Origin of the sequence: Kitasatospora sp. NPDC001261 (assembly GCF_042896795.1) — a bacterium.
Classification (GTDB): Bacteria; Actinomycetota; Actinomycetes; order Streptomycetales; family Streptomycetaceae; genus Kitasatospora.
On the sequence record NZ_JBIAXP010000013.1, the window covers coordinates 18,455 to 41,218 of the forward strand.

The following is a 22,764-nucleotide window of genomic DNA, read 5'->3' on the forward strand; positions in this document are numbered from 1 at the left end:
GTCGTGCCACGCACCGCTCCCGCCCGAAACGCCCTGGCCGTCCCGGTCCTGGCACTGGGCGTGTTCGGCATCATCACCACCGAGATGGGCGTCGTCGGCGTCCTGCCCTCCCTGGCCGAACGCCTGCACGTCACCCCCGCCGCCGCCGGATGGCTGGTCGGCGCCTTCGCCCTCACCGTCGCCGCCACCGGCCCCGTCGGCGTCCTGCTCGCCTCCCGGCTGCGCCGCAAGACCGTCCTGGCCGCGGCGCTCGCCCTCTTCGCCGTCTCCAACGCCGTCTACGCGCTCGGCCACTCCTTCCCGCTCGTCCTGGCGTTCCGGATCCTGCCCGCGCTGCTCCACCCCGTCTTCTTCGCCCTCGCCCTGACCGCCGCCACCCGCCTGGCCGCGCCCGGCAAGGCCGCCCGCGCCGCCACCACCGTCTTCGCCGGCGTCAGCGCCGGCTTCGCGTTCGGCGTGCCCGTCACCTCCTACCTCGCCGAGCACATCTCCCTGCCCGCCGCGTTCTGGGCCGCCGGCGCCGTCAACCTCCTCGCCTGCGCCGGCGTCCTCGCCTTCTTCCCCGACCTGCCCGACACCGCGCCGCCCACCTACGCCGGACAGCTGGGCATCCTGCGCCGGCCCCGGCTGTGGCTGGCCGTCGCCGCCGTCACCCTGGTGTTCGCCGCGATGTTCAGCGGCTACGGCTACATCGCCGAGTACCTGGGGAGCGTCACCGGCCTCGCCCCCTCCCTCACCGGCCCCGTCCTGATGGCCTTCGGCGTCGTCATGACCGCCGGCAACATCCTCTTCGGCCGCCTGCTGGAACGCGGCCTCGTACGCACCGTCACCGCCTACCCGCTCCTCTACCTCGCCCTCTACCTCCTGGTCGACGCCGCCGGCCCCCACCCCCTGCCCATGCTCGCCGCCGTCCTGCTCTGGGGCGCCGTCCACTCCGGCGGCCTCGCCGTCGCCCAGGCCTGGCTCGCCCGCGACGCCACCGACGCCCCCGAGTTCGGCAACAGCCTCTTCATCTCCTTCTCCAACCTCGGCATCACCCTGGGCACCACCCTCGGCGGAGCCGTCGTCACCACCGCCGGCCCCCGCCACCTGCCCCTGGCCGGCGCCGCCCTCGCCGCCGCCGCCCTGGCCGCCGTCCTCCTGCGCCGCCGCCTGGACCCGCCCCGGCCCCAGCCCGACCAGCAGTCGCGGCACGACGAGCCGCGGCAGGACGAGCCGCGGCACGAGGAGCCCCGGCCCGCCCCGGCCCCCTGACCGGCCCCGCCGGCCCGCGCCCCCTGCCCCGCCCCGGGCAGGGGGCGCACCCGCCCGCCGGCCCCCGACCCCCGGCCGTACCCGCGCCGCCCGCGCGGCCCGCACGCGGGAACCCCGGCGGCCCGCCGCTACCGTGTCACCGGCCCCCGCCGCCGGCCGTCGCGGCGCTCCCGCGCGCCGCACCCGGCCACGACACGAGACGAGTTGATGCCGCACCATGTCCGACGACGACATACCGCCGGGCGTCGGCGCCGCACTGCTGCGCCCCGGGGCCGAGGCGGTGACGGCGACCAGCACGCACACCGCCACGACGGACGCGCACCCGGCCGTGCGGAGCCTGCTGGACCGGACCGCGCCCGCGATGCGCTCGCTGTTCCACGGGCGCTGCCCGGAGGTCGTCCTGCTGTCGCGGGTCGCCGCCGAGGCGCGGGCGGCGCTCGTCGCCGAAGGCGTCCACGACCCCGGGCACGACCGGGTCATCGAGCGCATGGGCCTGCTGCTGTCCGGGGCGGTGATCGCGGGCATCCTGCTGCGCGAGCCCGGCGATCCGGCGCACGAGCGCCCGATCCCGCCCTGCTCGTCGTGCGCACCCGCGCTCGACGCGCTCGGCGTGCGGGTCGTGGAGGCGCCCGCGCTGTGACGTCCCGTTTCCCCGCCCCCGTCCTCCGCGCCCTGACCGCGGCCGGCCGGTACGAGGGCGTCCGCCTGCCCGAGCGCGAACTGCGGGCCCGGCTGCGCTCGTGGGGGGACCCGGCCGCGTACGTCCCGGCCCCCGTGATGGCCGTGCTGCGGGAGTTCGGCGGCATGACCGTCCACCAGTACGGGCCGGGTGCGGACATGTCCCGGATGCCGTTTCGGATCGATCCCGGGGCCGGGCTCCACGCGGACCGGAGCCTGCGCGCCCACGGCGCGAGGTACGGCCCGGACCTGGTGCCCGTCGGGGAGTACGACCTGGGACGCGGGCGGCTCGCGATGGACGCCGAGGGCGCCGTCCACCTGTTCTGGGGCGACCTGTGGAAGGTCGCCGACTCCTTCGACGGCGCCCTGGTCGCCCTGGTCGAGGGCCGGCGCCCGAGGCGCCTCGACCCGGCCGCGCCGGCCCCGCTTCCCCCCGGCGAACCGGCGGACGAGGCCAGGGCCCGCGACCTGGCCCGCCACCGCGCCGTCCGGGGCGGCCCCCTCGGCGCGGTGGACGTCGTGCTCCGGGAGTTCGAGCTCGGCTGGCTGGCCTTCCCGGTCTTCGCCGACCCGGACCCGCTCGCGAACGTGGGCGCGGGCTGCCTGGTCGTGGACCGCCGCAACGGCCTCGTCACGCAGATGCCCGCCCTGCCCGCCGACCGCGTCCTGGACATGTACCGCGCGTGGTACCCGGCCCGCTGACGCGCCGGCGGCTCGTCCCGCCGCCCGCGTCGCGGCGGCGCCGCGGCACCCGCCCGGGCACCCCGCGCCCCGGGCCCCCGGGGCGCGGGCGGGTTCAGGCGTAGCGGTCGAACAGGGCCTGCAGGTAGTCCTCCAGGCGTCCCGTCAGCACGGCGGGCGTCAGGTCGGCGCGTCCCAGCTCGCGCCAGGGCTCGGCGACCTTCCGGGCGTCCGGGGCGAAGGCGAGGGCGTCCAGCAGCCGCCAGTACAGGTGGTCGCGGCCGTCGGCGAGGGTGCGGCCGCCGGCGGCGGTGTAGCGGTCGGCGAAGGCCAGGCCCGCCTCGGGGCCGTGCAGCAGGGCCAGGGCGGTGGAGCAGTGGGCGACGTCCAGGTCGGCCGGCCCCCAGGACGTCTCCACCCAGTCGACGACCCCGCTGACGGCCAGGTCGGCGCCCGCGCCGGTGAACAGCACGTTGCCGGGGTGGAAGTCGCGGTGCAGGAAGCAGGAGCGGTGCGCGGGCACCGCGCCGCCGATCACCTCCACCGCCCGCCGCCACAGCCCGGCGCGGGCGGTGCCCCCGGGCACCTCCACGCGCTCGGGGGCCGTCCACGCCTGCCAGGCGCGCGGCCGGTCCTCCTCGGCGACGTCGAGGGCGTGCACGGCGGCCAGCTGCGCGGCCAGCAGGCCCGCGCGCCGCCCCGCCTCCCCGTCCTCGGCCACCCGCACGGTGCCGGGCAGGTGCGTCATCAGCAGCGACGGGTGCTCGCACACCGCCCCCGACCCGTCCACCGCGCGCAGGCGCGCCGCCGGGACGCCGCCGCCCTCCAGCAGGCGCAGCACCGCCGCCTCGCGGGCCAGCAGCCCCGGGGCGTGGCGGCGGTAGAACGGCTTGACGAAGGAGCGCAGCACCAGCGCGTACGGGCCCGCGCCACCCGCCCGCTCCACGTCCACGCGGCGCATCCGCGAGGTCCACCCGCCGGTGAGCGCGCTCACCGCCGTGACGCGCTCACCGGGCGCGAGGAGCCCCTCCACCCACCGGCGCGTGCCGTCCCACCCCTGGCCCCAGTCCCCACCGTCGATCATGGACGGCAAGCCTACGCCCCCGCCCCCGCCCGACCCGCCCCGAGCAGGCCTGACGAAGAGTCAACTCCCGTACAACCACGGACAGAAGACCTCTATTCCGACAGGTGTCGAAGTTTGACAGGCGGGGCGCGCCCGGGGTTGGCTGGACGCCGATCCGCACCGCACCCAGGGGGAGGGGCCCGCCATGCCCAGGACCGTCGTCTTCGAGACCACCGGAGGACCGGAGGTACTGGCCGTACGCGAGCGCCCCCTGCCCGAACCCGGGCCCGGCGAACTGCGCCTGCGCGTGGCCGCGATCGGCCTCAACCGCGCCGAGGCCCTCTTCCGCGCCGGCACCTACCTGGAGCGGCCGCGCCTGCCCGCCACCCTCGGCTACGAGGCCAGCGGCACCGTGGAGGCCGTCGGCGAGGGCGTCACCGCCTTCACGCCCGGCGACCGCGTCGACACCGTGCCCGCGTTCTCCCAGAACGACTACGGCGTCTACGGCACCCACGTCCTGGTCCCCGCCCGCGCCGCCGTCCCCCACCCCGCCGGCCTCACCCCCGCCCAGGGCGCCGCCGTGTGGATGCCCTACCTCACCGCCTACGGCGCCCTCGCCGAGGACGGCCACCTGCGCCCCGGCGACCACGTGCTGATCACCGCCGCCGCCTCCGGCGTGGGCCTGGCCGCCATCCGCACCGCCCGCCGCCTGGGCGCCCACCCGATCGCCACCACCCGCACCCGCGCCAAGGCCCGGCACCTGCTGGACGCCGGCGCCGCCGAGGTCGTCGTCACCGGCGAGGACGACCTCCTCGCCCGCGTCGACGTGGCCACCGGCGGATCCGGCGTGCGCACCGTCCTCGACCCCGTCGCCGGACCCGGCGTCCTGACCCTCGCCCGCACCCTGGCCCCCGGCGGACGCCTGACCGTCTACGGCCGCCTCGACCCCCGCGACACCCCGATGCCCGGCCAGGACACCTTCGCCCCCGTCACCAGCCGCTTCTTCTCCATGCACGAGGTCACCCGGGACGACGAACGCCTGCGCCGCGCCCACGCGTTCGTCACCGCCGGCCTGGCCGACGGCTCCTTCACCCCCGCCGTCGACCGCGTCTTCGAAGGCCTCGACACCGTCGCCGAGGCCCACCGCTACCTGGAGGCCGGCACCCAGATCGGCAAGATCGTCCTGACCGTCGGCGACTGAACCACCACCGGAGGCCAGCCCCCCGCCGGGGGCCGGCGGGCCCTCAGGCCCCCGGGGCCCGGCGGGCCTCCGCGTCGGCGGCGGCCACCACCGCCGCCAGCAGCCCCGGGAACCGCCGCTCCAACTCCTCGCTGCGCAGCGCGTTCATCTTGGTGGTGCCCACGTAGTACTGGCGCAGCAGCCCCGCCTCGCGCAGCACGCTGAAGTGGTGGCTGGAGGTCGAACGCCCCACCGGCAGGTCGAAGGAACCGCAGCTGAGATCGGCTCCCGAGTGCGCGAGCGTGCGCACCACCGTCCTGCGGGCCGGATCAGCGAGCGCCTCCAGCACCTGCTGGACGCTCACGTCCTCCACACCAGGGTGCACGATCACCCGCGCCGCCACGCGTGCCCGCCCCACACCCACCACCCCTTCCCAACACTCGACCCCCGTCTGTCCGACAGTCAAAAACCGCGCCGTGTGCGCGACTTCACGAGCACGACGCTACCAGGGACGATCGCCCGGCCCCCGGCCTCCGCCCCCGGGAGGCGCGCCGGACCCCCGGACCGCCCCCGCGCCCCACCCGCCGCCCACACCCACCGCAACACCCGCGCAACACGCCCCGCCGCCCCGCACGGGGGCCGGCCGCGGGCCGCGCGGGAGCGCCGGGCACGACGGCGCGCGGCCGAGGACGGCCGGGAAAGAGGGGATGTGCGGCGCGGCACGGCGGGGAAAAGAGGAGGTGCGTCGTGGCGGGCGGCACGGGGGAGAGGCCCCGCAAAGGGCCGCCGAGGACGACCGGGGACCGCCGAGGACCGCCGGGCGCGGCGGCGCGCGGCCGAGGACGGCCGGAAGAGAGGAGCGCGTCGTGGCGGGCGGCACGGGGGAGAGGCCCCGCAAAGGGCCGCCGAGGACGACCGGGGACCGCCGAAGACCGCCGGGCACGACGGCGCGAGGCCCGGGGCGGCGGCCGGAAGGAGAGGGCGCGCGGAGACAGGCGGCGCGCCCCGCCGGACCGGGGACCGGCGGGGCACGCCGCAGCGGCACCACGGCAGGCGCGGGCGCGGGGCCCCGGGCTCAGGCCGCGCGCACCGGCGCCGGCGCCGCCCGGGCCAGGCGGGTCAGCGCCAGCGGCTCGAAGATCCCCATCAGCACCGGGTCCACCGCCCGCACCGCCGCCGGCGCCGGCGCCGCCGGCACGGGGGAGCGCAGCATCGCCAGGTAGAGCTCCTGGGTCTCGGCGGCCGGGTCGATGCCCAGCTCCTCGGCCAGCACCTGACGCAGCTGCTGGTAGCAGCGCAGCGCCTCCGCCCGGTTGCCGGAGGCGGCCAGCGCCTCCATCCGGCAGCGGTAGGCGCTCTCCCGGAACGGCGCCCGGCGCACCGCCTCGTCCGCCCAGCGCAGCGCGTGGTGCTCCTCGCCCAGCGCCGACGCCGCCAGGCTCGCCGTCTCCAACGCGCTGATGCGCAGCTCCTCCACGTGCTCGCGCACCCCCTGCGCCCACTCGCCCTCGTGGTCGGGCAGGAACGCCCCGCGCAGGTTCGCCAGCGCCCCCGCGGCCAGCTGCTGCGCCACCGCGTGGCCGCCCGAGGCCAGCGCCTCGCCGGCCTCGCCGACCGCCGAGGCCGCCGCCTCCAGGTCCACCGCCGCGTCCGCGGGCAGCCGCAGCACGTACCGCCCGCCCTGGGAGATCAGCGGGGTCGCACCGGGCCCCTGCCCCGGATCGGTGACGAACGCCCGCACCCGGCTCACCACGCTGCGCAGCGCGGAGGCCCAGGTGTCGGGCAGGCCGTCGGGCCAGATGGTGTCGGCCAGCTGGTCGCGGCTGGTGCCGCTGGAGCGCTCCAGCACCAGGCGGGCGAACGCCACCTGGGCCTGGGCGCTGGACAGGTGCTGCGGGGCGCCGTCCTCGTGCTCGACGGCCACCAGACCGGTCAGGCGGATCAGCATGCGCGGGCCCCCGATCTACCGGACGGACCGTCTTCCCTGAAGCCTTTCAACACGAGCTCCAACCCCCTCGAGCCAAAGCGGAAGTGACGGCCCGTTCCGGCCGTCGGCGTGGGAAATTGCGGATCGGAACAATAAACCGCCGACCAGCCGTTCGGTTTCGGCGGATTTCGACCATACATTCGCCGCATCGCGCGGTGTCAACACCGGTTGCGGAAACATACCCACCGGCCGGTCAATGCGTCGTGGACGCAAGGTTTCCGCACGTCAGAGCGTTCCCGCAGGCCAGGAAAGCGCCTATTGCGGACGCCTTGCGCATCCTGCCGTAGAAATGTAGCCATCCTTGAGCACCCCGCGTGAAGGCTTCGAGAAACACCCCGAGCCGCGAAAAGCCCCGAACAACCGCGAAACAGCCGCACGCAACCGCGAAACAGCCGCGAACAACCGTGAAAAGCCGTGAACACCGTGACGCCGTGAAGGAGAAACCCGTGAACGCCACCGGAGCATGGGACCGCCTGGAGCCGAAGCTCGCCGCAACGAACGCCCGCGTGGCCGCACTGGAGTCCGACCCCTCCCGGCGCAACAGCTTCGTCGCCTACACCATGGAACGCGACAGCGCCTACTGCGACCTCGACGGCGAGCGCCTGCTCATGATGTCCGGCTACAGCTACCTCGGCCTGGCCGGCGACGAACGCGTCGTGGCCGCCGCCAAGGCCGCCGTCGACGTCTACGGCACCGGCAACCACGGCGTGCGCGCCCTGGCCGGCACCATCCCCCTGCACGAGGAACTCGAAGCCGAGGTCGCCCGCTTCGCCGGCCGCGAACGCGCCCTGGTCTTCGGCTCCGGCTACGCCGCCAACGTCGGCACCGTCGGCGCCCTCGTCGGCCAGGGCGACACCGTCCTGATCGACAAGTACGACCACGCCTCCATCGTCGACGGCTGCCGCCTGTCCGGCGCCACCGTCACCCGCTTCCGCCACAACGACGTCGACCACCTCGAGCGCCGCCTCAAGGCCGCCGCCCCCACTGGCGTGCGCCTGGTCATCGTCGACAGCGTCTACTCCATGGACGGCGACATCGCCCCGCTGCCCGAACTGCGCGAGGTCTGCGACCGCTACGACGCCCTCCTCATGGTCGACGAGGCCCACGCCCTGGGCGTCATCGGCAAGACCGGCGGCGGCATCGAGGAGCACTTCGACCACAAGGTCCGCGTCGACGTCAAACTCGGCACCCTCTCCAAGGCCATCCCCTCCATGGGCGGCTGGATCGCCGGCAGCCACGACCTCATCGGCCACCTGCGCTACGCCGCCCGCCCGTTCCTGTTCTCCGCCGCCCTCGGCCCCGCCCAGACCGGCGCCGCCCTGGAGTCCCTGCGCATCCTGCGCCGCGAACCCGAGCGCGTCACCCACACCCAGACCCAGGCCCAGCGCCTGCGCACCCGCCTCAACGACGCCGGCATCTCCACCATGGACTCCACCACCGCCGTCCTGCCCGTCATCGCCGGCAGCGACGACGCCGCCTACGACTACGCCACCGCCTGCCGCAAGGCCGGCGTCATCGGCCTGCCCGTCGTCACCCCCGCCGTGCCCAACGACCTCGCCCGGCTGCGCATCGCCGTCACCGCCCGCCACACCGCCGCCGACATCGACTTCGCCGCCGAGGCGTTCCTGACCGCCGCCGCCCAGACCGGCCTGATCTGACCCGCCCGGCCCGCCCGATCCGGCCCGCCCCGCCCGCCTGATCCGGCCGGCCGGCCCGGACCAGCCCGCCCCGCCCCCGCCGCCACCGCCGGGCCGCCCGCGCGACCGCGCTAAGGAGACGAAGCCATGGCCCCCCACCACCGGCCGCCGATCGCCGTCACCGGCCTCGGCGTGGTCAGCCCCGCCGGCCACACCGTCGAGGACCTCTGGCGCACCGTCGCCTCCGGGCGCTCCACCGCCACCGCCCTCACCGACCCCGCCCTGGCCCGCCACCGGGTGCGCCTGGGCTGCAAGGTCACCGACCTGCCCGACAACGACCTCGTCCCCGCCAAGGACGCCCGCCGCCTCGACCCGTTCGCCCACTACGGCACCCTCGCCGCACTCGCCGCCCACGCCGACGCCGGACGCCCCGAACCCGAACCCGGGCGCAGCGCCATCGTGGTGGGCACCGCCGTGGGCGGACGCACCACCAGCGACCGCGAGTCCGCGCTGTACACCGAGCACGGGCCGCTGCGGGTCTCCCCGCTGATGCCGCTGGTCACCATGCCCAACGCGGCCGCCGCCCAGATCGCGATGCGCCTGCACTGGAACGGGCCCGCCCTGACCATCGCCACCACCTGCGCCTCCGGCGCGGACGCGATCGGCCACGGCGCCCTGCTGCTGGAGACCGGGCGCGCCGACGTGGTGATCGCCGGCGGCTGCGAGGCCACCCTCACCCCCGTCACCCTGGCCGCGTTCGGCAACCTCGGCGCGCACTCCCTGCGCAACGACGAACCCCGGCGCGCCTCACGGCCCTTCGACACCGACCGCGACGGCTTCGTGATGGGCGAGGGCGCCGGCTTCCTCGTCCTGGAACGCCTGGACGACGCCCGGGCCCGCGGCCGCACCCCGTACGCCCTGCTCGCCGGGTACGGCGCGAGCGCGGACGCCTACCACCTGTCCAACCCGCGCCCCGACGGCGCCGGCGCGGTGGCCGCGATGCGCGCCGCCCTCGCCGACGCGGCCCTCGCGCCCGGCGACATCGCCCACGTCAACGCCCACGGCACCTCCACCGTGCACAACGACCGGGCCGAGGCCGCCGCCCTGCGCGCCGTGTTCGGCCCCCACGGCGTGCCGGTCACCTCCACCAAGGGCGCCATCGGCCACCTGATCGGCGCCGCCGGCGCCGTCGAGCTGATCGCCGCCATCGAGGCCATGAACGCCCGCACCGTCCCTCCCACCGCCAACCACGAGAAGACCGAAGAGGGCCTGGACCTCGACGTCGTGCACACCGCGCCGCGCCCGGTGCGCGCCGGCGCGGCCCTGTCCAACTCGTTCGGCTTCGGCGGCCACAACACGACCCTGGTGGTGACCCCGCTATGACCGCACCCACGACCACACCCGCCGCACAAGCCGCCCCCGCCGGACAGGCCGTACCCGCCGTGACCGCGCCCGCCGGTCCGGTGTCGCGCACCCGCCTGCACGTCACCGACCGCGACCTGGCCGCCTACCGGGCCGCGGCCCGCGCCCGCCTGGGCGCCCCCGCCCGCGCCGGGGCCGGCCCCGCGCACCCCTTCGTCGCCGCCCACGCCCTCGCCCAGCACACCGTCAGCGCGCTGACCGCCGGCGACCACGGGTTCACCGGCGTGGTCCACCTCGCCCAGGAGATCCGCACCCACGCCCCGCTCACGGCGGGGGACGTCGACGTCGCCGTCGAGGTCGCCGCCGTGCGCCGCGAGGCCCGCGGCACCCGCCTGGCCCTGACCACCCGCCTCACCGACGCGGCCACCGGCGCCCCGCTCGCCGACCTCGCCACCGCCGCGCTCCTGCTGGGCGCCACCGGAGCCGAGCCGTACGGCGCCCTGCCGCCGGCCGCCCACCCCGGCTCCGTGCCCGACGGCCCGCCCCAGGTCCTCACCCACGTGCTGGACGCCGGCGACACCCGCGCCTACGCCCACGCCTCCGGCGACCTCAACCCCATCCACCTCGACGACGACGCCGCCCGCGCGGCCGGCTTCCCCGGCACCATCGCCCACGGCATGCACCTCGTCGCCCTGGCCGCCGAGGAGATCACCGACCGCCACGCCGGCGGCGACCCCGCCCGCGTCACCGCGCTCGGCGCCCGCTTCGCCGCCCCCACCCGCCCCGGCACCGAACTGCGCCTGACCCTCCAGCCCCACGACCGGGGCACCGTGGTGCGCTTCACCATCGCCACCGAGGCCGGCACCGCCGTCAAGGCCGGCTGGGCGCGCATCGCACCGGCGGGGGAGTGAACGCCATGACCACCACCCCCAGCAGCGCCCCGTTCGGCCGCCCCGTCCAGGACACCGCGCTGCCGCCGCTCGCCCTGCCCGACGCGTTCACCGCCCACGCCCGCACCCGCCCCGACGCCCCCGCCCTGCTCTGGCACGACCAGAGCGTCAGCTACCGGGAGCTCGCGCAGGCCGCCGACGCCGAACGCGCCCGCCTGAACGCCCTCGACCTGGCACCGGGCGAACCGGTGGGCCTGTACGCCGTCAAGTCACCCGCCGCGGTCGCCCTGGTGCTGGCCTGCCTGATGGAGCGCCGCCCCTTCCTGCTGCCCTCCCCGCAGCTCGCCCCCGCCCTGCTGGCCGCGCTCTTCGCCCAGGCCGGCGCGCGGCGCCTGCTCGCCCCCCTGGGTCAGGACGCCCCCCGGCTGCCCGCCCTGCCCCACCCCGCCCCGGTGCCCACCCTCGCGGCCGGCACCTCCTTCATGCTCACCACCTCCGGCTCCACCGACCTGCCCAAGATCGTCCCCCTCGCGCAGGGCGCCGTCGACCGCTTCACCGCCTGGGCCCACGACACCTTCGACCTCGGCCCCGGCCGCACCGTCGCCAACTACGCGCCCCTCAACTTCGACCTCGCCCTGCTCGACGTGTGGGCCACCCTCGCCGCCGGCGGCACCTGCCTGCTCATCGACCCCGCCCACGCCCTCAACGCCCGCCACCTGCTCGCCCAGCTCATCCGCCACCGCCCCCACGTCCTGCAGGCCGTCCCCCTCGCCTACGCCCTGCTCGTCCAGGCCGCCGGAACCGCCCACGTCCTGGACAGCGTCGAGCACGCCGCGTTCACCGGCGACGCCATCGACGCCCGCACCCTCGCCGCCCTGCCCGCCCTGCTGCCCGGCGCCGAGCTGTACAACATCTACGGCTGCACCGAGACCAACGACAGCTTCCTGCACCGCCTGGACCGCCTGGACGCCGCCGCCGCCCTGCCCGTGCCCATCGGCACCCCGCTGCCCGGCGTACGCACCCTGGTCGCCACCGCCGACGGCACCCCCCTGGACGGCCCCGGCAGCGGCGAACTCTACGTCTCCACCCCCTTCCAGGCCGCCGGCTACCTCGACCGCTCCCGCGACACCGGACGCTTCACCACCCAGCCCGAAGGCGCCGGCGAAGGCCGCCGCTGGTTCCGCACCGGCGACCTCGTCACCCGCGACGAGGCCGGACGCGTCCACCTCACCGGCCGCGCCGACTTCCAGGTCAAGGTCCGCGGCGTCGCCGTCAACACCGCCGAGATCGAACGCGTCCTGCTCGCCCACCCCGACGTGCGCGAAGCCGCCGTCGCCGCCGCCAGCGACCCGCTCACCGGCAAACGCCTGCACGCCGCCGTCCAGCGCACCCCCGGCTCCACCCTCAACAGCCTCGTCCTGCGCGAGCACCTGGCCCGCAACCTGCCGCGCGCCGCCGTCCCCGAGAAGCTCGCCATCCACGACGCCCCCCTGCCCAAGACCGCCACCGGCAAGGTCGACCGCAAGGCCGTCCTGCCCGCCCCGTAACACCCCGCACCACCCGCACCGCCACCCAACCCAAAGCAGCGGCCACCAGGCCACCGACGCAAGGGAGTTGCCGACATGAGCAACATCGCCCAGATCAAGCGGTTCCTCATCGACGAGTTCCTGCCCGACATCACCCCCGACCAGCTCGCCGACGACCACGACCTGCTCTCCGACGGCGTCATCGACAGCCTTGGCGTCCTCAAACTCATCGCCTGGGTCGAGGACCACTTCACCCTCCCCGTCGACGACACCGACCTCGACCCCAACAACTTCCGCTCGGTGGCCGCCATCGACGCCTTCATCACCGAACGCCGCACCACCGCCGCCACCGCCGCCGGCGTCACCGTGGGCGGCTGACAGCCATGCACCAGGCCCTCACCGCGCTCCTCGCCGCCCGCCCCGTCGACCTGGCGGCCTGGCGCTCGTGGTGGGACCAGCTCGAACACCGCACCCTGGGCCCGGCCGACAGCGACCGGGCCCAGGCAGCGGCCCTGCTGGCCGCCCTCACCACCCGCCTGCCCGACCCCGACACCCTCACCGCCCTGCACACCTCGCTCACCGAACGCACCCCCGACCCCGGCCCCGCCCACCCCGGCAGCGTCAACATCGTCGGCACCGGCGGCGGACCCGCCACCTTCAACCTCTCCACCGCCGCCGCCCTCACCGCCGCCGCCATCGGCATCCCCGTCGTCAAGACCGGCTCCCGCGCCTACACCAGCGCCGCCGGCTCCGTCGACCTCCTCGAACGCCTCGGCATCACCCTCACCTCCAGCCACACCGCCACCGCCGACCACCTCGCCCGCCACAACATCGCCTTCGCCGGCCCCCACGTCTACCCGCCCGCCCTCACCCGCCTCGCCCGCACCCTCTACCCGCTCACCCTCAAACCCTTCGGCGCGTTCCTCAACACCCTCGGCCCCCTGCTCGCCACCGTCCCCGTCACCGCCCAGCTCACCGGCACCGCCACCCCCACCGCCCTCGCCGCCCTGCGCCCCCTGGCCGCCAACACCACCACCCGCACCGTGTGGCTCGCCCACAACAGCGCCGGCGCCGACGAACTCCTGCCCTTCGCCGACAACACCCTCCACACCCCCGACGGCGACATCCACCTGCCCGCCGGCGCCGTCGCCCCCGCCGAAGGCACCCTCGCCGACCTCGCCCCCCACCCCCACGACCTCACCGGCCACTTCCTACGCGCCCTCGCCGGCCGCGCCGGAACCACCGCCACCCACACCATCGCCCTCAACGCCGCCGCCCTCGCCCTCGCCTCCGGCCGCCACACCCGCTGGCACACCGCCTACACCACCGCCCTGGACGCCCTCGCCGACGGCGCCCCCCACGCCCTGGCCACGCGCCTGGCCACCCGCCCCAGGGAGACCGCCGGTGTCTGAACCCCTCTTCCCCCGCGACGACCTGGGCCTGGCGCTCTTCCTCAACGCCGGCGACCCCGCCGGCCGCCTCACCGACCTCGCGCTCATGCTCGACGACCAGCGCGTCGACGTCCTCGAACTCGCCGTCCCCTTCCCCGACTCACCCACCGACGGCCCCGTCATCCGCCGCTCCGCCACCCGCGCCCTGACGGCCGGCACCACCCTGGACACCGTCCTCGCCGAACTCGCCGACCTCACCCCCCGCCTGACCCACCTCAAGGTCGCCCTGCTCGCCGACTGGAGCCACAGCCTGCGCCACCGCGACCCCACCGCCACCGCCACCGCCATCCGCGACGCCGGAGCCCGCGCCCTGCTCGTCCACGCCCTGCCCCCGCGCCTGCGCCCCGCCTGGCAGCACGCCCTGCACCACACCGGCCTGCCCCAGGTCACCACCTGCTACCCCGCCTCCACCCCCGAGGTCCTCACCGCCGCCGCCCACGGCGCCACCGACGCCTACGTCTACCTCGTCGCCCACTACGGCCGCTCCGGCACCACCCCCGCACACGGCCACCGCGCCCTCGCCGACACCGTCACCGCGCTGCGCACCGCCGCCCCCGCGACCCCCGTCGCCGTCGGCTTCGGCGTCAAGGCCGCCGCCGACCTGGCCGCCGTCGCCGCCGCCGGAGCCGACGCCGCGATCGTCGGCTCCGCCGCCGTCGCCCGCGTCGAGCACGCGCTGACCGAACGCCTCGACCCCGTCGACGAGTTGCGCGCCTACCTCACCGACCTCCGCCCCCGCCCCGCCCTCCCGGAGCGGCCCGGCGGACCCCGCACCACCGGCACCACCCCCGGCACCACCGGCACCCGCACCACCCCCGCCGGCACCACGACCCGAGAGGAACAACCCGCATGCTGATCCGCGACCTGGCCGACGTGAAGACCGTCGAGTGGGGCAACGGCCTGTCCCGCCGCTTCCTGGTGGAGAGCGACGGCCTCGGCTACAGCCTCACCGACACCGTCGTCAACGCCGGCACCAAGTCCCGCCTGGAGTACCGCAACCACCTCGAGGCCTGCTACTGCATCGCCGGCTCCGGCGAGGTCATCGACATGGACGGCACCTCCCACCCCATCACCCCCGGACGCCTCTACGCCCTCGACGAGCACGACGCCCACTACCTCGTCGCCAGCCCCGAGGAGGACCTGCGCCTGGTGTGCGTCTTCTCCCCGGCCCTGCGCGGCGACGAGGTCCACCAGCTCGACGCCCACTCCTCCTCCGCCTACTAGGCCCCGAGCCCAGAGGCACCCCGCGCCCCCACCGGGGCCCGCCGCCCCCGCACCCCCGGGGGCCCGGGCCCCCGGGGTGGGCCCCAGGAACCGACGTGAGCCGGCGCCACCGGGCGCCGGCCTGCCACCCCGCGCCCCGCACCGGCGGCCCGGGAGGAAGGCGGCACATCCCATGATCCGCTGGAACGCCGACCAGACGGCCCTGCGCGAGGGCCTGGCCCGCTTCGGCGACGACCTCAGCGCCGGCCACATCGAAGGCGACGAACAGGCCGCCTTCTCCCACGACAAGTGGCGCATGATCCAGAAGACCGGCATCCTCTCCCTGCCCTTCGAGGAACGCTACGGCGGCCTGGGCCAGTCCCTGCTCACCACCATGTACGTCCTCGAAGGCCTCGGCCACACCTGCCGCGACGGCGGCCTCAACTTCTCCGTCACCACCTCCATGGCCTCCACCGGCGTCCCCCTGCAGGCCTTCGGCTCACCCGCCCTCAAGGACGCCTACCTGCCCCGCATCGCCTCCGGCGAGGCCATCGGCGCCCACGCCATCACCGAGTCCGAGTCCGGCTCCGACGCCATGCAGATGCGCACCCGCGCCGTACGCGACGGCGACCACTTCGTCCTCAACGGCGCCAAGACCTTCGTCTCCAACGGCCCCGTCGCCGACGTCGTCGTCGTCTACGCCCGCACCCACCCCCAGGGCGGCGCCCTCGGCGTCACCGCCTTCCTCGTCGACGCCGACACCCCTGGCCTGACCACCGGAAACCCCATCAAGAAGATGGGCCTGCGCACCTCCCCGCTCTCCGAGCTCTACTTCGACGACGTCCGCGTGCCCGCCGACCGCGTCCTGGGCCGCGTCGGCGGCGGCTTCCTCGTCCTCGACCACGTCATGAAACGCGAGATCCTCTACACCTTCATCGTCAACACCGGCGAGATGCAGCACCGCCTCACCCGCTGCCTGGACTACGCCAAGACCCGCATGTCCTTCGGCAAGCCCATCGGCTCCTACCAGTCGGTCGCCAACAAGATCGTCGACACCAAGATCCGCCTCGAAACCGCCCGCAAGTGGCTGTACGACACCGCCCAGCGCCTGGAGGCCGGCGACAACGTCACCGTCGACATGGCCATCGCCAAACTCCTCACCAGCGAATCCAACCTCGCCACCTCGCTGGCCGCCGTCCAGGTCTTCGGCGGCAACGGCTACATGTCCGAGTACGGACTGGAGAAGGACGTGCGCAACGCGGTCGCCGGCACCATCTACTCCGGCAGCAACGAGATCCAGTACAACCGCATCGCCGCCATGCTCGGACTGGGCAAATGACCGCCCCCGCCCTGCTGGCCCCCCGGCGCGCCGGCCACCTCAAGGTCTGCGGCGCCCGCACCCGCGCCGACCTCGCCCTCCTCGCCGACACCGGCCCCACCCTGGTGGGCCTGTGGCACGGCGTCCCCGGCGGCCCCGCCGACCTCGAAGCCGACCGCCTCGCCGACCTCGCCGCCACCGCCATCCGCCTGGGCCTGGAACCCGTCCTCGTCACCTTCCTCGACGACGCCCGAAAGATCGCCGCCCTCGCCCGCGCCACCGGCATCCGCTGGATCCAGCTCCACGCCTACCAGAGCCCCGCCCTCGTCGCCGACCTGCGCGAACAGCTCCCGTACGCCGTCCTCGTCAAAGTCCTCCACCTCTCCCGCGGCCGCTGCCTGGAACGCGCCTTCACCGGCGCCTTCGAACGCGCCGGATGCGACCTGTTCCTCCTGGACACCGTCACCGACGACGGCCGCGTCGGCTCCACCGGCCAGGCCCTGGACCCCGCCCACGTCCACGCCCTGCTGCCCCGCCTCACCATCCCCTTCCTCCTCGCCGGCGGCCTCAACACCACCAACCGCGACACCTACCGCACCGTCACCGACCACCCCCTGTACGCCGGCGCCGACATCGACACCGCCGCCCGCGACCGCACCGGCCGCTTCACCCACGAAGCCGTCACCGCCCTCACCCGCGCCTGGCACCCGCGCCTCCAGGAGACCCCCGCATGAGCCCGAGCTTCATCGACGCCCTGCTGGCCGCCCCCCGCCCCCTGGTCATGGAGGTCAAACTCCGCGACCCCCACGGCGCCGACCTCCTGGGCCCCCGCACCGTCACCGACCTCGTCACCCGCTACGAACAGGCCGGCGCCCCCTGCCTGTCCGTCGTCACCGGCCGCTGGTTCGGCGGCACCCCCCGCCTCCTGCGCGAGGTCACCGCCGCCACCGAACTCCCCGTCCTCCAGAAGGACTTCCTCACCCGCCCCGCCCAACTCGAAGCCGCCCGAGCCCTCGGCGCCTCCGCCGTCCTGCTCACCGCCGCCCTGCTGCCCGCCACCTCCCTCACCCGCCTCGTCACCACCGCCCTCGACCTCGGCCTGACCCCCTTCGTCGAGATCACCGAGGAACGCGAACTCGACACCCTGCCCCGCATCGCCGAATGCGTCGTCGCCGTCAACAACAAGGACATCCGCACCCGCGAACGCGACCGCGGCGACCTCGGCCGCAGCCTGCGCCTGCTACCCGCCCTACGCGCCGCCGGCTGCCGCGCCCCCGTCTCCGCCTCCGCCATCACCGACCCCCACGACGCCGCCCGCCTCCTCGACGCCGGCTACGCCGCCCTGCTCATCGGCACCTCCCTGATGCGCACCGGCGACCTCACCGGCTGGCTCGCCGACCTCGACGCCGCCAGAGCGGGGGTCGCCGCGTGAAGAACGACCTGCGCACCCGCTCCCTGGTCCTGGACGCCGCCGGCATCCCCGTCTCCGCCCTGGTCGCCGAACCCGAACACCACGCCCCCAAGGCCGTCGTCCTCGCCATCCACGGCCGCGGCATGCGCGCCGCCTACTTCGCCGGCCCCGCCCACCCCGACACCAGCCTGCTCACCCTCGCCGCCGACCTCGGCTACACCGTCCTCGCCGTCGACCGCCCCGGCCACGGCGCCTCCGCCCACCGCCTGCCGCACGGCCAGCTCATCGCCGACCAGGCCGCCACCCTCCACGCCGCCCTCACCGACTACGCCCGCGCCCACCCCACCGGCGCCGGCGTCCAACTCCTCGCCCACTCCTTCGGCGGCAAAATAGCCCTCCAACTCGCCGCCCACTGGCCCGACGACCCCCGCCTGCCCCTGCTCGGCTGCGACATCTCCGGCCTCGCCCAGCACTACGCCCCCGGCGCCTGGGACCGCCCCGACGACCTCGCCGGCGGCGGCCGCCTCAACTGGGGCCCCCTCCACCTCTACCCGCCCGGCACCTTCCACGCCGCCCGCACCCTGCTCACCCCCGTCCCCGCCCTCGAATCCCGCGAACTGGCCACCTGGCCCGCCCGCTACAACGCCCTCGCCGCCCGCGTACGCGTCCCCGTACGCCTCACCCTCGCCGACCACGAGCACTGGTGGCGCCTGGACCCGGCCTCCCGCGCCGCCCTGACCGCCGCCTTCCCCGACGGCCTCGCCCACCTGGCCACCGCCCGCCGCGCCGGCCACAACCTCTCCCTGGGCCACGCCGCCCGCCCCTACCACCTGCGGGCCCTCGCCTTCACCGACGACTGCCTCACCCGCCCCGCCCCCGCCCCCGGCGCGGCCGCACCCGCCGCCGCGGCCCCCGGGCCCCTCCTCGCGGCCGTCTGACGGCCCCACAGACCATCTGGCGCGGGTGGAAGGGCCCCGCCGCCCCCTCGGGCAAGGGGCGGCGGGGCCCGGCCCCCCACCGGCGGGAATCCCCGCCCGCCCGGCACGGTTGCCACCGATGGCCCACGAACGGACCCCCGTTCCACCCGGGCCCACGACGCACCGTCACGAGAGGGGCAGCACATGAGGATCGGCGACATCGAGGTCCTGGCGGTCATGGACGGAGAAGGCACCGAGACCGCCGCCGAGATCCTCACCCGCCCCGGCACCGACGACCCCTGGGCCTGCCACGCCCACCACCTCGACCCGCACGGCACCCTCCACCTGCCCCTCGGCGGCTTCCTGGTGCGCAGCGGGGAGCGGACCGTCTTGGTCGACGCCGGAGTCGGACCCCGGGACGTCGGCCGCTACCACGGCGGCGCCCTGCTCGACTCCCTCGCCGCCCAAGGTGTCACACCCGCCGACGTCACCGACGTGCTCTTCACCCACCTGCACTTCGACCACGTCGGCTGGGCCGCCGTCGACGGCCGCCCCGTCTTCCCGAACGCCGTCTACCGCGCCCACCGCGCCGACTGGCAGCACTTCGTCACCGGCCCCGCCGCCACCCCCGAAGCCGTCGCCACACTCACCCCCGTCGAAGCCCGGCTGGAGCTCTTCGACACCGACTTCACCATCGCCCCCGGCATCGACGCCCTCCACGTGCCCGGCCACACCCCCGGCACCACCGCCTACGTCCTGTCCTCCGGCGGCCGCCGCGCACTGCTGCTCGGCGACATCGCCCACTCCGTCGTCCAGTTCGGCGAACGCGACTGGCAGGTGATCTGGGACCTCGACCCCGCCGCCGCCTCCGCGGCGCGCAACCGCATCGCCGACGAAGCCGCCGACACCGACGACCTCCTCGTCGCCGCCCACTTCCCCGGCATGCGCTTCGGCCGCATCCTCACCGCCGACGGCCACCGCCGCTTCGTCGCCGTCTGACACACCACCCGCCCCGCCCGCCGCCGTTGCGCTCCGCCCGCCCCGCGCGCCGCCGCCACGCCTCGCCCGCCCCGCCCCGAGACGCGCGCCGGTCGCGGCCGGGCGGGCACCGGCCCCGTAAGGTACCGGCATGTCGGTTGTGATCGCGGGCGGCCACGGCAGGGTCGCACTCCTGACGACCCGTCTCCTCGCCACCCGGGGCCTACCGGTGACCGGGATCATCCGGCGCCCCGAACAAGCCGTCACCGTACGCGCCGCCGGCGCCCAACCCGCCGTCACCGACCTGGCCCACACCACCCCCCACCACCTCGCACACCTGCTCACCGGCGCCCAGGCGGTGCTCTTCGCCGCCGGCGCCGGCCGCGGCAACGCCCCCGGACAGGCCGACCCCGTCGACCACGACGCCGCCCTCACCCTCGCCGACGCCACCCAACTCGCCGGAGTGCGACGCTTCGTCATGCTCTCCGCCATGGGCGCCGACCCCGCCATCCACTACCCGCCCGACCCCCTCGTCGAGACCTTCCTCCAGGCCAAGGGCAGAGCCGACCAGGACCTGCTCTCCCGCCCCGCCCTCGACTGCACCGTGCTGCGCCCCGCCTGGTTCCGCGACGGGCCCGGCACCGGCCGGGTCCACCTCGCCGAACACACCGGCCCCGGCGAGATCGACCGGGCCGACGTCGCGGCCGTCCTCGCGGACCTGCTCACCACACCCGCCACGGCCCCGCGCGTCCTGGAACTCGTCTCCGGCACCGTCCCCGTCCACGAGGCCGTCGCACGCACCGCCCTGCGCCTCGTCGCCGACCACTGAGCCACCCGACCGCCGAGCCCGCCGGCCCACGATCGACGGCGCCGGTGTCGGGCACGCGCGGCGGCGTGACGCGAGCGCTCGGGCCCACCGGTCGCATCACACCCCGCAGACGGGCCGGTCCGCCCGCCGCTCCGGGCGCTACCCGCGCCGGTCGCTGCGCTGCGCCGCCCAGGCCAGCGCCAGTCCCGCCGCGCCGAGTGCGGCGGCGATCCCCAGCGGTGCGGTGTACCCGGCCCCGGCGGACAGGGCCGCGCCCGCCAGCAGGGGGCCGCCCGCGTTGCCGATGTTGAAGGCGGAGATGTTCGCGGCCGAGGCGAGGTTGTCCGCGCCGCTCGCCCGCGCCAGCACCCGGGCCTGCAACGGCGGGATGACCGCCCCGCCGGCCAGGCCGAACAGCAGGAAGGCGGCCGCCACGGCGGCCCGGCTGTGCACGGCGGCGAGCAGCAGCAGCGGAACGGCCGTCACCCCGGCCAGCGCCGCGTACAGCGCGGCCGCCGGCGCCCGGTCGGCCAGCCGGCCCGCCAGCGGGGTGCCGACCACCATGCCCACGCCGACCAGCATCAGCACCACCGGCACCGCGCCGGACCCGAAGCCCGTGACCTCGGTCAGCAGCGGCGAGACGTAGGTGAGGACGGTCAGGAAGGGCGCCCAGCCGAAGGCCGTCGCGGCCAGGGCCAGCCACACCCCCGCACGCCGGAACACCCGCAGCTCGGCCCGCAGTCCGGCCCGCGGGGCCGCCGGCCCGTGCGGCAGCAGGACGGCCAGCGCGACCAGCAGCACCACGCCCAGCGCGGTCACCGCCCAGAACGTGGCCCGCCAGCCCAGCGCCTGCCCGAGCGCGGTACCGCCGGGCACCCCGAGCACGTTGGCGAGGCCGAGCCCCGTGAACACGGCGGCGATCGCGCCGGCCCTGCGCCGCTCGGGCACCAGCGAGGTCGCCACCGCGGAGGCGATCCCCACGTACGCCCCGCCGGCCAGCGCGGACAGCACCCGCCCCGCCAGCAGCGCGCCGAAGCCCGGCGCGAGCGCGGTGACCAGGCCGGCCGCGATGAACAGGCCGACCAGGTACAGCAGCATCCGCCGGCGGGCGACGCGGACCCCGAGCGCGGTCAGCAGGGGAGCCCCCACGACCATGCCCACCGCGTACCCGGACACCAGCACCCCCGCCGTCGGCAGGGACACCCCCGTGTCCTCGGCGATCCGCGGCAGCAGCCCGGCGACCACCACCTCGGCGGAGCCCACCGCGAACGCGCCGAGGGCGAGCGCGAACAGGGCGGCCCCGGCCGGAAGTTCAGGCGCACGGGCGTTGGTGGGGGAGAGGGCGGATGCGGGGCAGGGGGCGCGGCGCGCCGAGAGATCGCTGGTCATGGCACCAGCCTGGCCGCCGCCGCCCCGCGGATCAGCCCCCGAACGCGCAACGACCGGTAAGCCAGGCTTACCGGTCCCGGCCCGCCGCCCCCACCGCCACCGCCGCCGCCGGGGGCTCCGCCCACTCCCGGCTCCACCCCCGGGCCCGCTCCACCGCGACCGCCGCGAACGCCCGCACCCGCGCGCTGTCCCCGCCCGCCCGCCACACCAGCCCGTACTCGAGCGGCTCGGCGTCCACGAACGGCACGAACACCACCCCCGGCGGCGCCGAGTGCGCCGCCACGTCCGCCCCCACCGGCGAGATGCCCTGCCCCGCCCCGACCATCGCCAGGGTCTCCGCCAGCGTCGCCGCCGACCGCCCGCGCTCCACCACCCGCCCCCCGGGCGTCACGGACGGCGCCAACCGCTCCTGCCAGTACCCGGGGACGTGCCCCGAACAGGCGAACACCCGGTCCCGCGCCAGGTCCTCCACCCCGACCGACTCCCGCCTGGCCAGCACGTGGTTGGCCGGCACCGCCAGCATCCGCGGCACCCGCAGCACCACCGGGCCCCGCACGAGGTCCTCCTCCTCCACCGGGAACTGGGTGACCAGCACCTGCGCCCCGCCGCCGCGCAGCGGCTCGAACATGGACGCCACCTGCGTCTCGTGGATGCGCACGTCGATGCCCGGGTGCCGGCGGGCGAAGGCGCCGATCACCTCCATCACGAACTCCCCGGCCGCACCGCCGAGGTAGCCGACCGTGAGCACCCCCTCGACGCCCCGGGCCGCGGCCCGCGCCCGCTCCAGCCCGTCCCCGATCCGCCGGTACGCCGGGCCGACGTCCTCCAGCAGCCGCCGCCCCAGCTCCGTCAGCCGCACCCGCCGGCTGGTCCGCTCGAACAGCGGCGCGCCCACCCGGCGCTCCAGCCGCTGGATCGTCTGGCTCACCCGCGCCCTGGAGACCCCCAGCCGCTCGGCCGTCCGCCCGAAGTGCAACTCCTCGGCCAGGACCACGAAACCCTCGATCTCCAGTCGCTCCCACACCCGCCCG

At 76.2% G+C, this 22,764-nt stretch carries 23 protein-coding genes; 18 read left to right on the forward strand and 5 right to left on the reverse strand.

Annotation, left to right across the window (positions count from 1 at the left end):
* Positions 1–3: 3 nt before the first annotated feature.
* The 3 genes from ACFY4B_RS18375 (at position 4) to ACFY4B_RS18385 (ending at position 2,634) form a co-directional block, all read left to right on the forward strand.
* Positions 4–1,254, forward strand: coding sequence for an MFS transporter (locus ACFY4B_RS18375; RefSeq protein ID WP_387968828.1), 1,251 nt, complete (start codon positions 4–6; stop codon positions 1,252–1,254).
* 217 nt (positions 1,255–1,471) lie between these two features.
* Positions 1,472–1,894, forward strand: coding sequence for a YwqJ-related putative deaminase (locus ACFY4B_RS18380; protein WP_387968831.1), 423 nt, complete (start codon positions 1,472–1,474; stop codon positions 1,892–1,894).
* Entirely contained in the window at positions 1,891–2,634 is a 744-nt protein-coding gene (locus ACFY4B_RS18385) for an SUKH-3 domain-containing protein (protein WP_387968834.1), read from the forward strand. Before ACFY4B_RS18380 ends, ACFY4B_RS18385 begins: the two co-directional genes overlap by 4 nt.
* Positions 2,635–2,728: 94 nt before the next feature.
* On the opposite strand, the gene ACFY4B_RS18390 is transcribed toward ACFY4B_RS18385, so the two are convergent.
* Positions 2,729–3,697 (reverse strand): phosphotransferase family protein, encoded by a 969-nt coding sequence (locus ACFY4B_RS18390; RefSeq protein ID WP_387968837.1) that lies wholly within the window; start codon positions 3,695–3,697, stop codon positions 2,729–2,731.
* A 184-nt stretch (positions 3,698–3,881) separates the two neighbouring features.
* Here ACFY4B_RS18390 and ACFY4B_RS18395 point away from each other — a divergent pair, with 184 nt between their 5' ends.
* Positions 3,882–4,877, forward strand: coding sequence for a zinc-dependent alcohol dehydrogenase family protein (locus ACFY4B_RS18395; protein ID WP_387968840.1), 996 nt, complete (start codon positions 3,882–3,884; stop codon positions 4,875–4,877).
* 43 nt (positions 4,878–4,920) lie between these two features.
* Here the strand turns inward: ACFY4B_RS18395 and ACFY4B_RS18400 are convergent, their stop codons facing one another.
* Positions 4,921–5,274, reverse strand: a complete 354-nt coding sequence (locus ACFY4B_RS18400) for a helix-turn-helix transcriptional regulator (protein WP_049660701.1) — start codon at positions 5,272–5,274, stop codon at positions 4,921–4,923.
* A gap of 657 nt (positions 5,275–5,931) precedes the next feature.
* Positions 5,932–6,804 carry a BTAD domain-containing putative transcriptional regulator gene (locus ACFY4B_RS18405; RefSeq protein ID WP_380740881.1) on the reverse strand — a complete coding sequence of 291 codons (873 nt, stop codon included), beginning with the start codon at positions 6,802–6,804 and terminating at the stop codon, positions 5,932–5,934.
* Between the two features lie 485 nt (positions 6,805–7,289).
* On the opposite strand from ACFY4B_RS18405, the gene ACFY4B_RS18410 reads away from it, so the two are divergent.
* The 14 genes from ACFY4B_RS18410 to ACFY4B_RS18475 all read left to right on the forward strand — a co-directional run bounded on the left by ACFY4B_RS18410 (position 7,290) and on the right by ACFY4B_RS18475 (position 20,365).
* Positions 7,290–8,501: an aminotransferase class I/II-fold pyridoxal phosphate-dependent enzyme gene (locus ACFY4B_RS18410; protein WP_049659474.1), complete on the forward strand. Its 1,212-nt coding sequence runs from the start codon at positions 7,290–7,292 to the stop codon at positions 8,499–8,501.
* A gap of 126 nt (positions 8,502–8,627) precedes the next feature.
* The gene (locus ACFY4B_RS18415) at positions 8,628–9,863 is read left to right on the forward strand and encodes a beta-ketoacyl synthase (RefSeq protein ID WP_049659472.1); all 1,236 of its coding nucleotides are present in this window, start codon (positions 8,628–8,630) and stop codon (positions 9,861–9,863) included.
* Positions 9,860–10,753 (forward strand): MaoC family dehydratase, encoded by an 894-nt coding sequence (locus tag ACFY4B_RS18420; RefSeq protein ID WP_387968843.1) that lies wholly within the window; start codon positions 9,860–9,862, stop codon positions 10,751–10,753. The genes ACFY4B_RS18415 and ACFY4B_RS18420 overlap by 4 nt, the downstream gene beginning before the upstream one ends.
* Before the next feature lie 5 nt (positions 10,754–10,758).
* Entirely contained in the window at positions 10,759–12,279 is a 1,521-nt protein-coding gene (locus ACFY4B_RS18425) for an AMP-binding protein (protein ID WP_387968846.1), read from the forward strand.
* A 75-nt stretch (positions 12,280–12,354) separates the two neighbouring features.
* Positions 12,355–12,636, forward strand: coding sequence for an acyl carrier protein (locus ACFY4B_RS18430; RefSeq protein ID WP_049656700.1), 282 nt, complete (start codon positions 12,355–12,357; stop codon positions 12,634–12,636).
* Between the two features lie 5 nt (positions 12,637–12,641).
* Complete coding sequence (locus ACFY4B_RS18435; protein ID WP_049656702.1) at positions 12,642–13,670, forward strand: hypothetical protein; 1,029 nt, start codon at positions 12,642–12,644, stop codon at positions 13,668–13,670.
* A complete protein-coding gene (gene trpA, locus ACFY4B_RS18440) occupies positions 13,663–14,565 on the forward strand; it encodes a tryptophan synthase subunit alpha (RefSeq protein ID WP_387968849.1) in 903 nt (300 codons plus the stop codon). Before ACFY4B_RS18435 ends, trpA begins: the two co-directional genes overlap by 8 nt.
* Entirely contained in the window at positions 14,559–14,933 is a 375-nt protein-coding gene (locus ACFY4B_RS18445; protein ID WP_049656703.1) for an ectoine synthase, read from the forward strand. The genes trpA and ACFY4B_RS18445 overlap by 7 nt, the downstream gene beginning before the upstream one ends.
* Positions 14,934–15,105: 172 nt before the next feature.
* Positions 15,106–16,251, forward strand: a complete 1,146-nt coding sequence (locus ACFY4B_RS18450) for an acyl-CoA dehydrogenase family protein (protein ID WP_049656704.1) — start codon at positions 15,106–15,108, stop codon at positions 16,249–16,251.
* Positions 16,248–16,964: a hypothetical protein gene (locus ACFY4B_RS18455; protein ID WP_074006269.1), complete on the forward strand. Its 717-nt coding sequence runs from the start codon at positions 16,248–16,250 to the stop codon at positions 16,962–16,964. The genes ACFY4B_RS18450 and ACFY4B_RS18455 overlap by 4 nt, the downstream gene beginning before the upstream one ends.
* Positions 16,961–17,662 carry an indole-3-glycerol-phosphate synthase gene (locus ACFY4B_RS18460; protein WP_387968851.1) on the forward strand — a complete coding sequence of 234 codons (702 nt, stop codon included), beginning with the start codon at positions 16,961–16,963 and terminating at the stop codon, positions 17,660–17,662. Before ACFY4B_RS18455 ends, ACFY4B_RS18460 begins: the two co-directional genes overlap by 4 nt.
* Positions 17,659–18,579 (forward strand): alpha/beta hydrolase, encoded by a 921-nt coding sequence (locus ACFY4B_RS18465; protein ID WP_387968854.1) that lies wholly within the window; start codon positions 17,659–17,661, stop codon positions 18,577–18,579. The genes ACFY4B_RS18460 and ACFY4B_RS18465 overlap by 4 nt, the downstream gene beginning before the upstream one ends.
* Before the next feature lie 183 nt (positions 18,580–18,762).
* Positions 18,763–19,557 carry an MBL fold metallo-hydrolase gene (locus tag ACFY4B_RS18470; protein ID WP_387968857.1) on the forward strand — a complete coding sequence of 265 codons (795 nt, stop codon included), beginning with the start codon at positions 18,763–18,765 and terminating at the stop codon, positions 19,555–19,557.
* A gap of 130 nt (positions 19,558–19,687) precedes the next feature.
* On the forward strand, positions 19,688–20,365 hold the full coding sequence (locus tag ACFY4B_RS18475; RefSeq protein ID WP_387968860.1) for an SDR family oxidoreductase: 678 nt from the start codon (positions 19,688–19,690) through the stop codon (positions 20,363–20,365).
* Positions 20,366–20,503: 138 nt separating this feature from the next.
* Here ACFY4B_RS18475 and ACFY4B_RS18480 read toward each other — a convergent pair whose 3' ends face one another.
* Both ACFY4B_RS18480 and ACFY4B_RS18485 read right to left on the reverse strand, forming a co-directional pair.
* Positions 20,504–21,733, reverse strand: a complete 1,230-nt coding sequence (locus tag ACFY4B_RS18480) for an MFS transporter (protein ID WP_387968863.1) — start codon at positions 21,731–21,733, stop codon at positions 20,504–20,506.
* Between the two features lie 67 nt (positions 21,734–21,800).
* Complete coding sequence (locus ACFY4B_RS18485) at positions 21,801–22,757, reverse strand: LysR family transcriptional regulator (RefSeq protein ID WP_387968866.1); 957 nt, start codon at positions 22,755–22,757, stop codon at positions 21,801–21,803.
* Positions 22,758–22,764 lie beyond the last annotated feature (7 nt).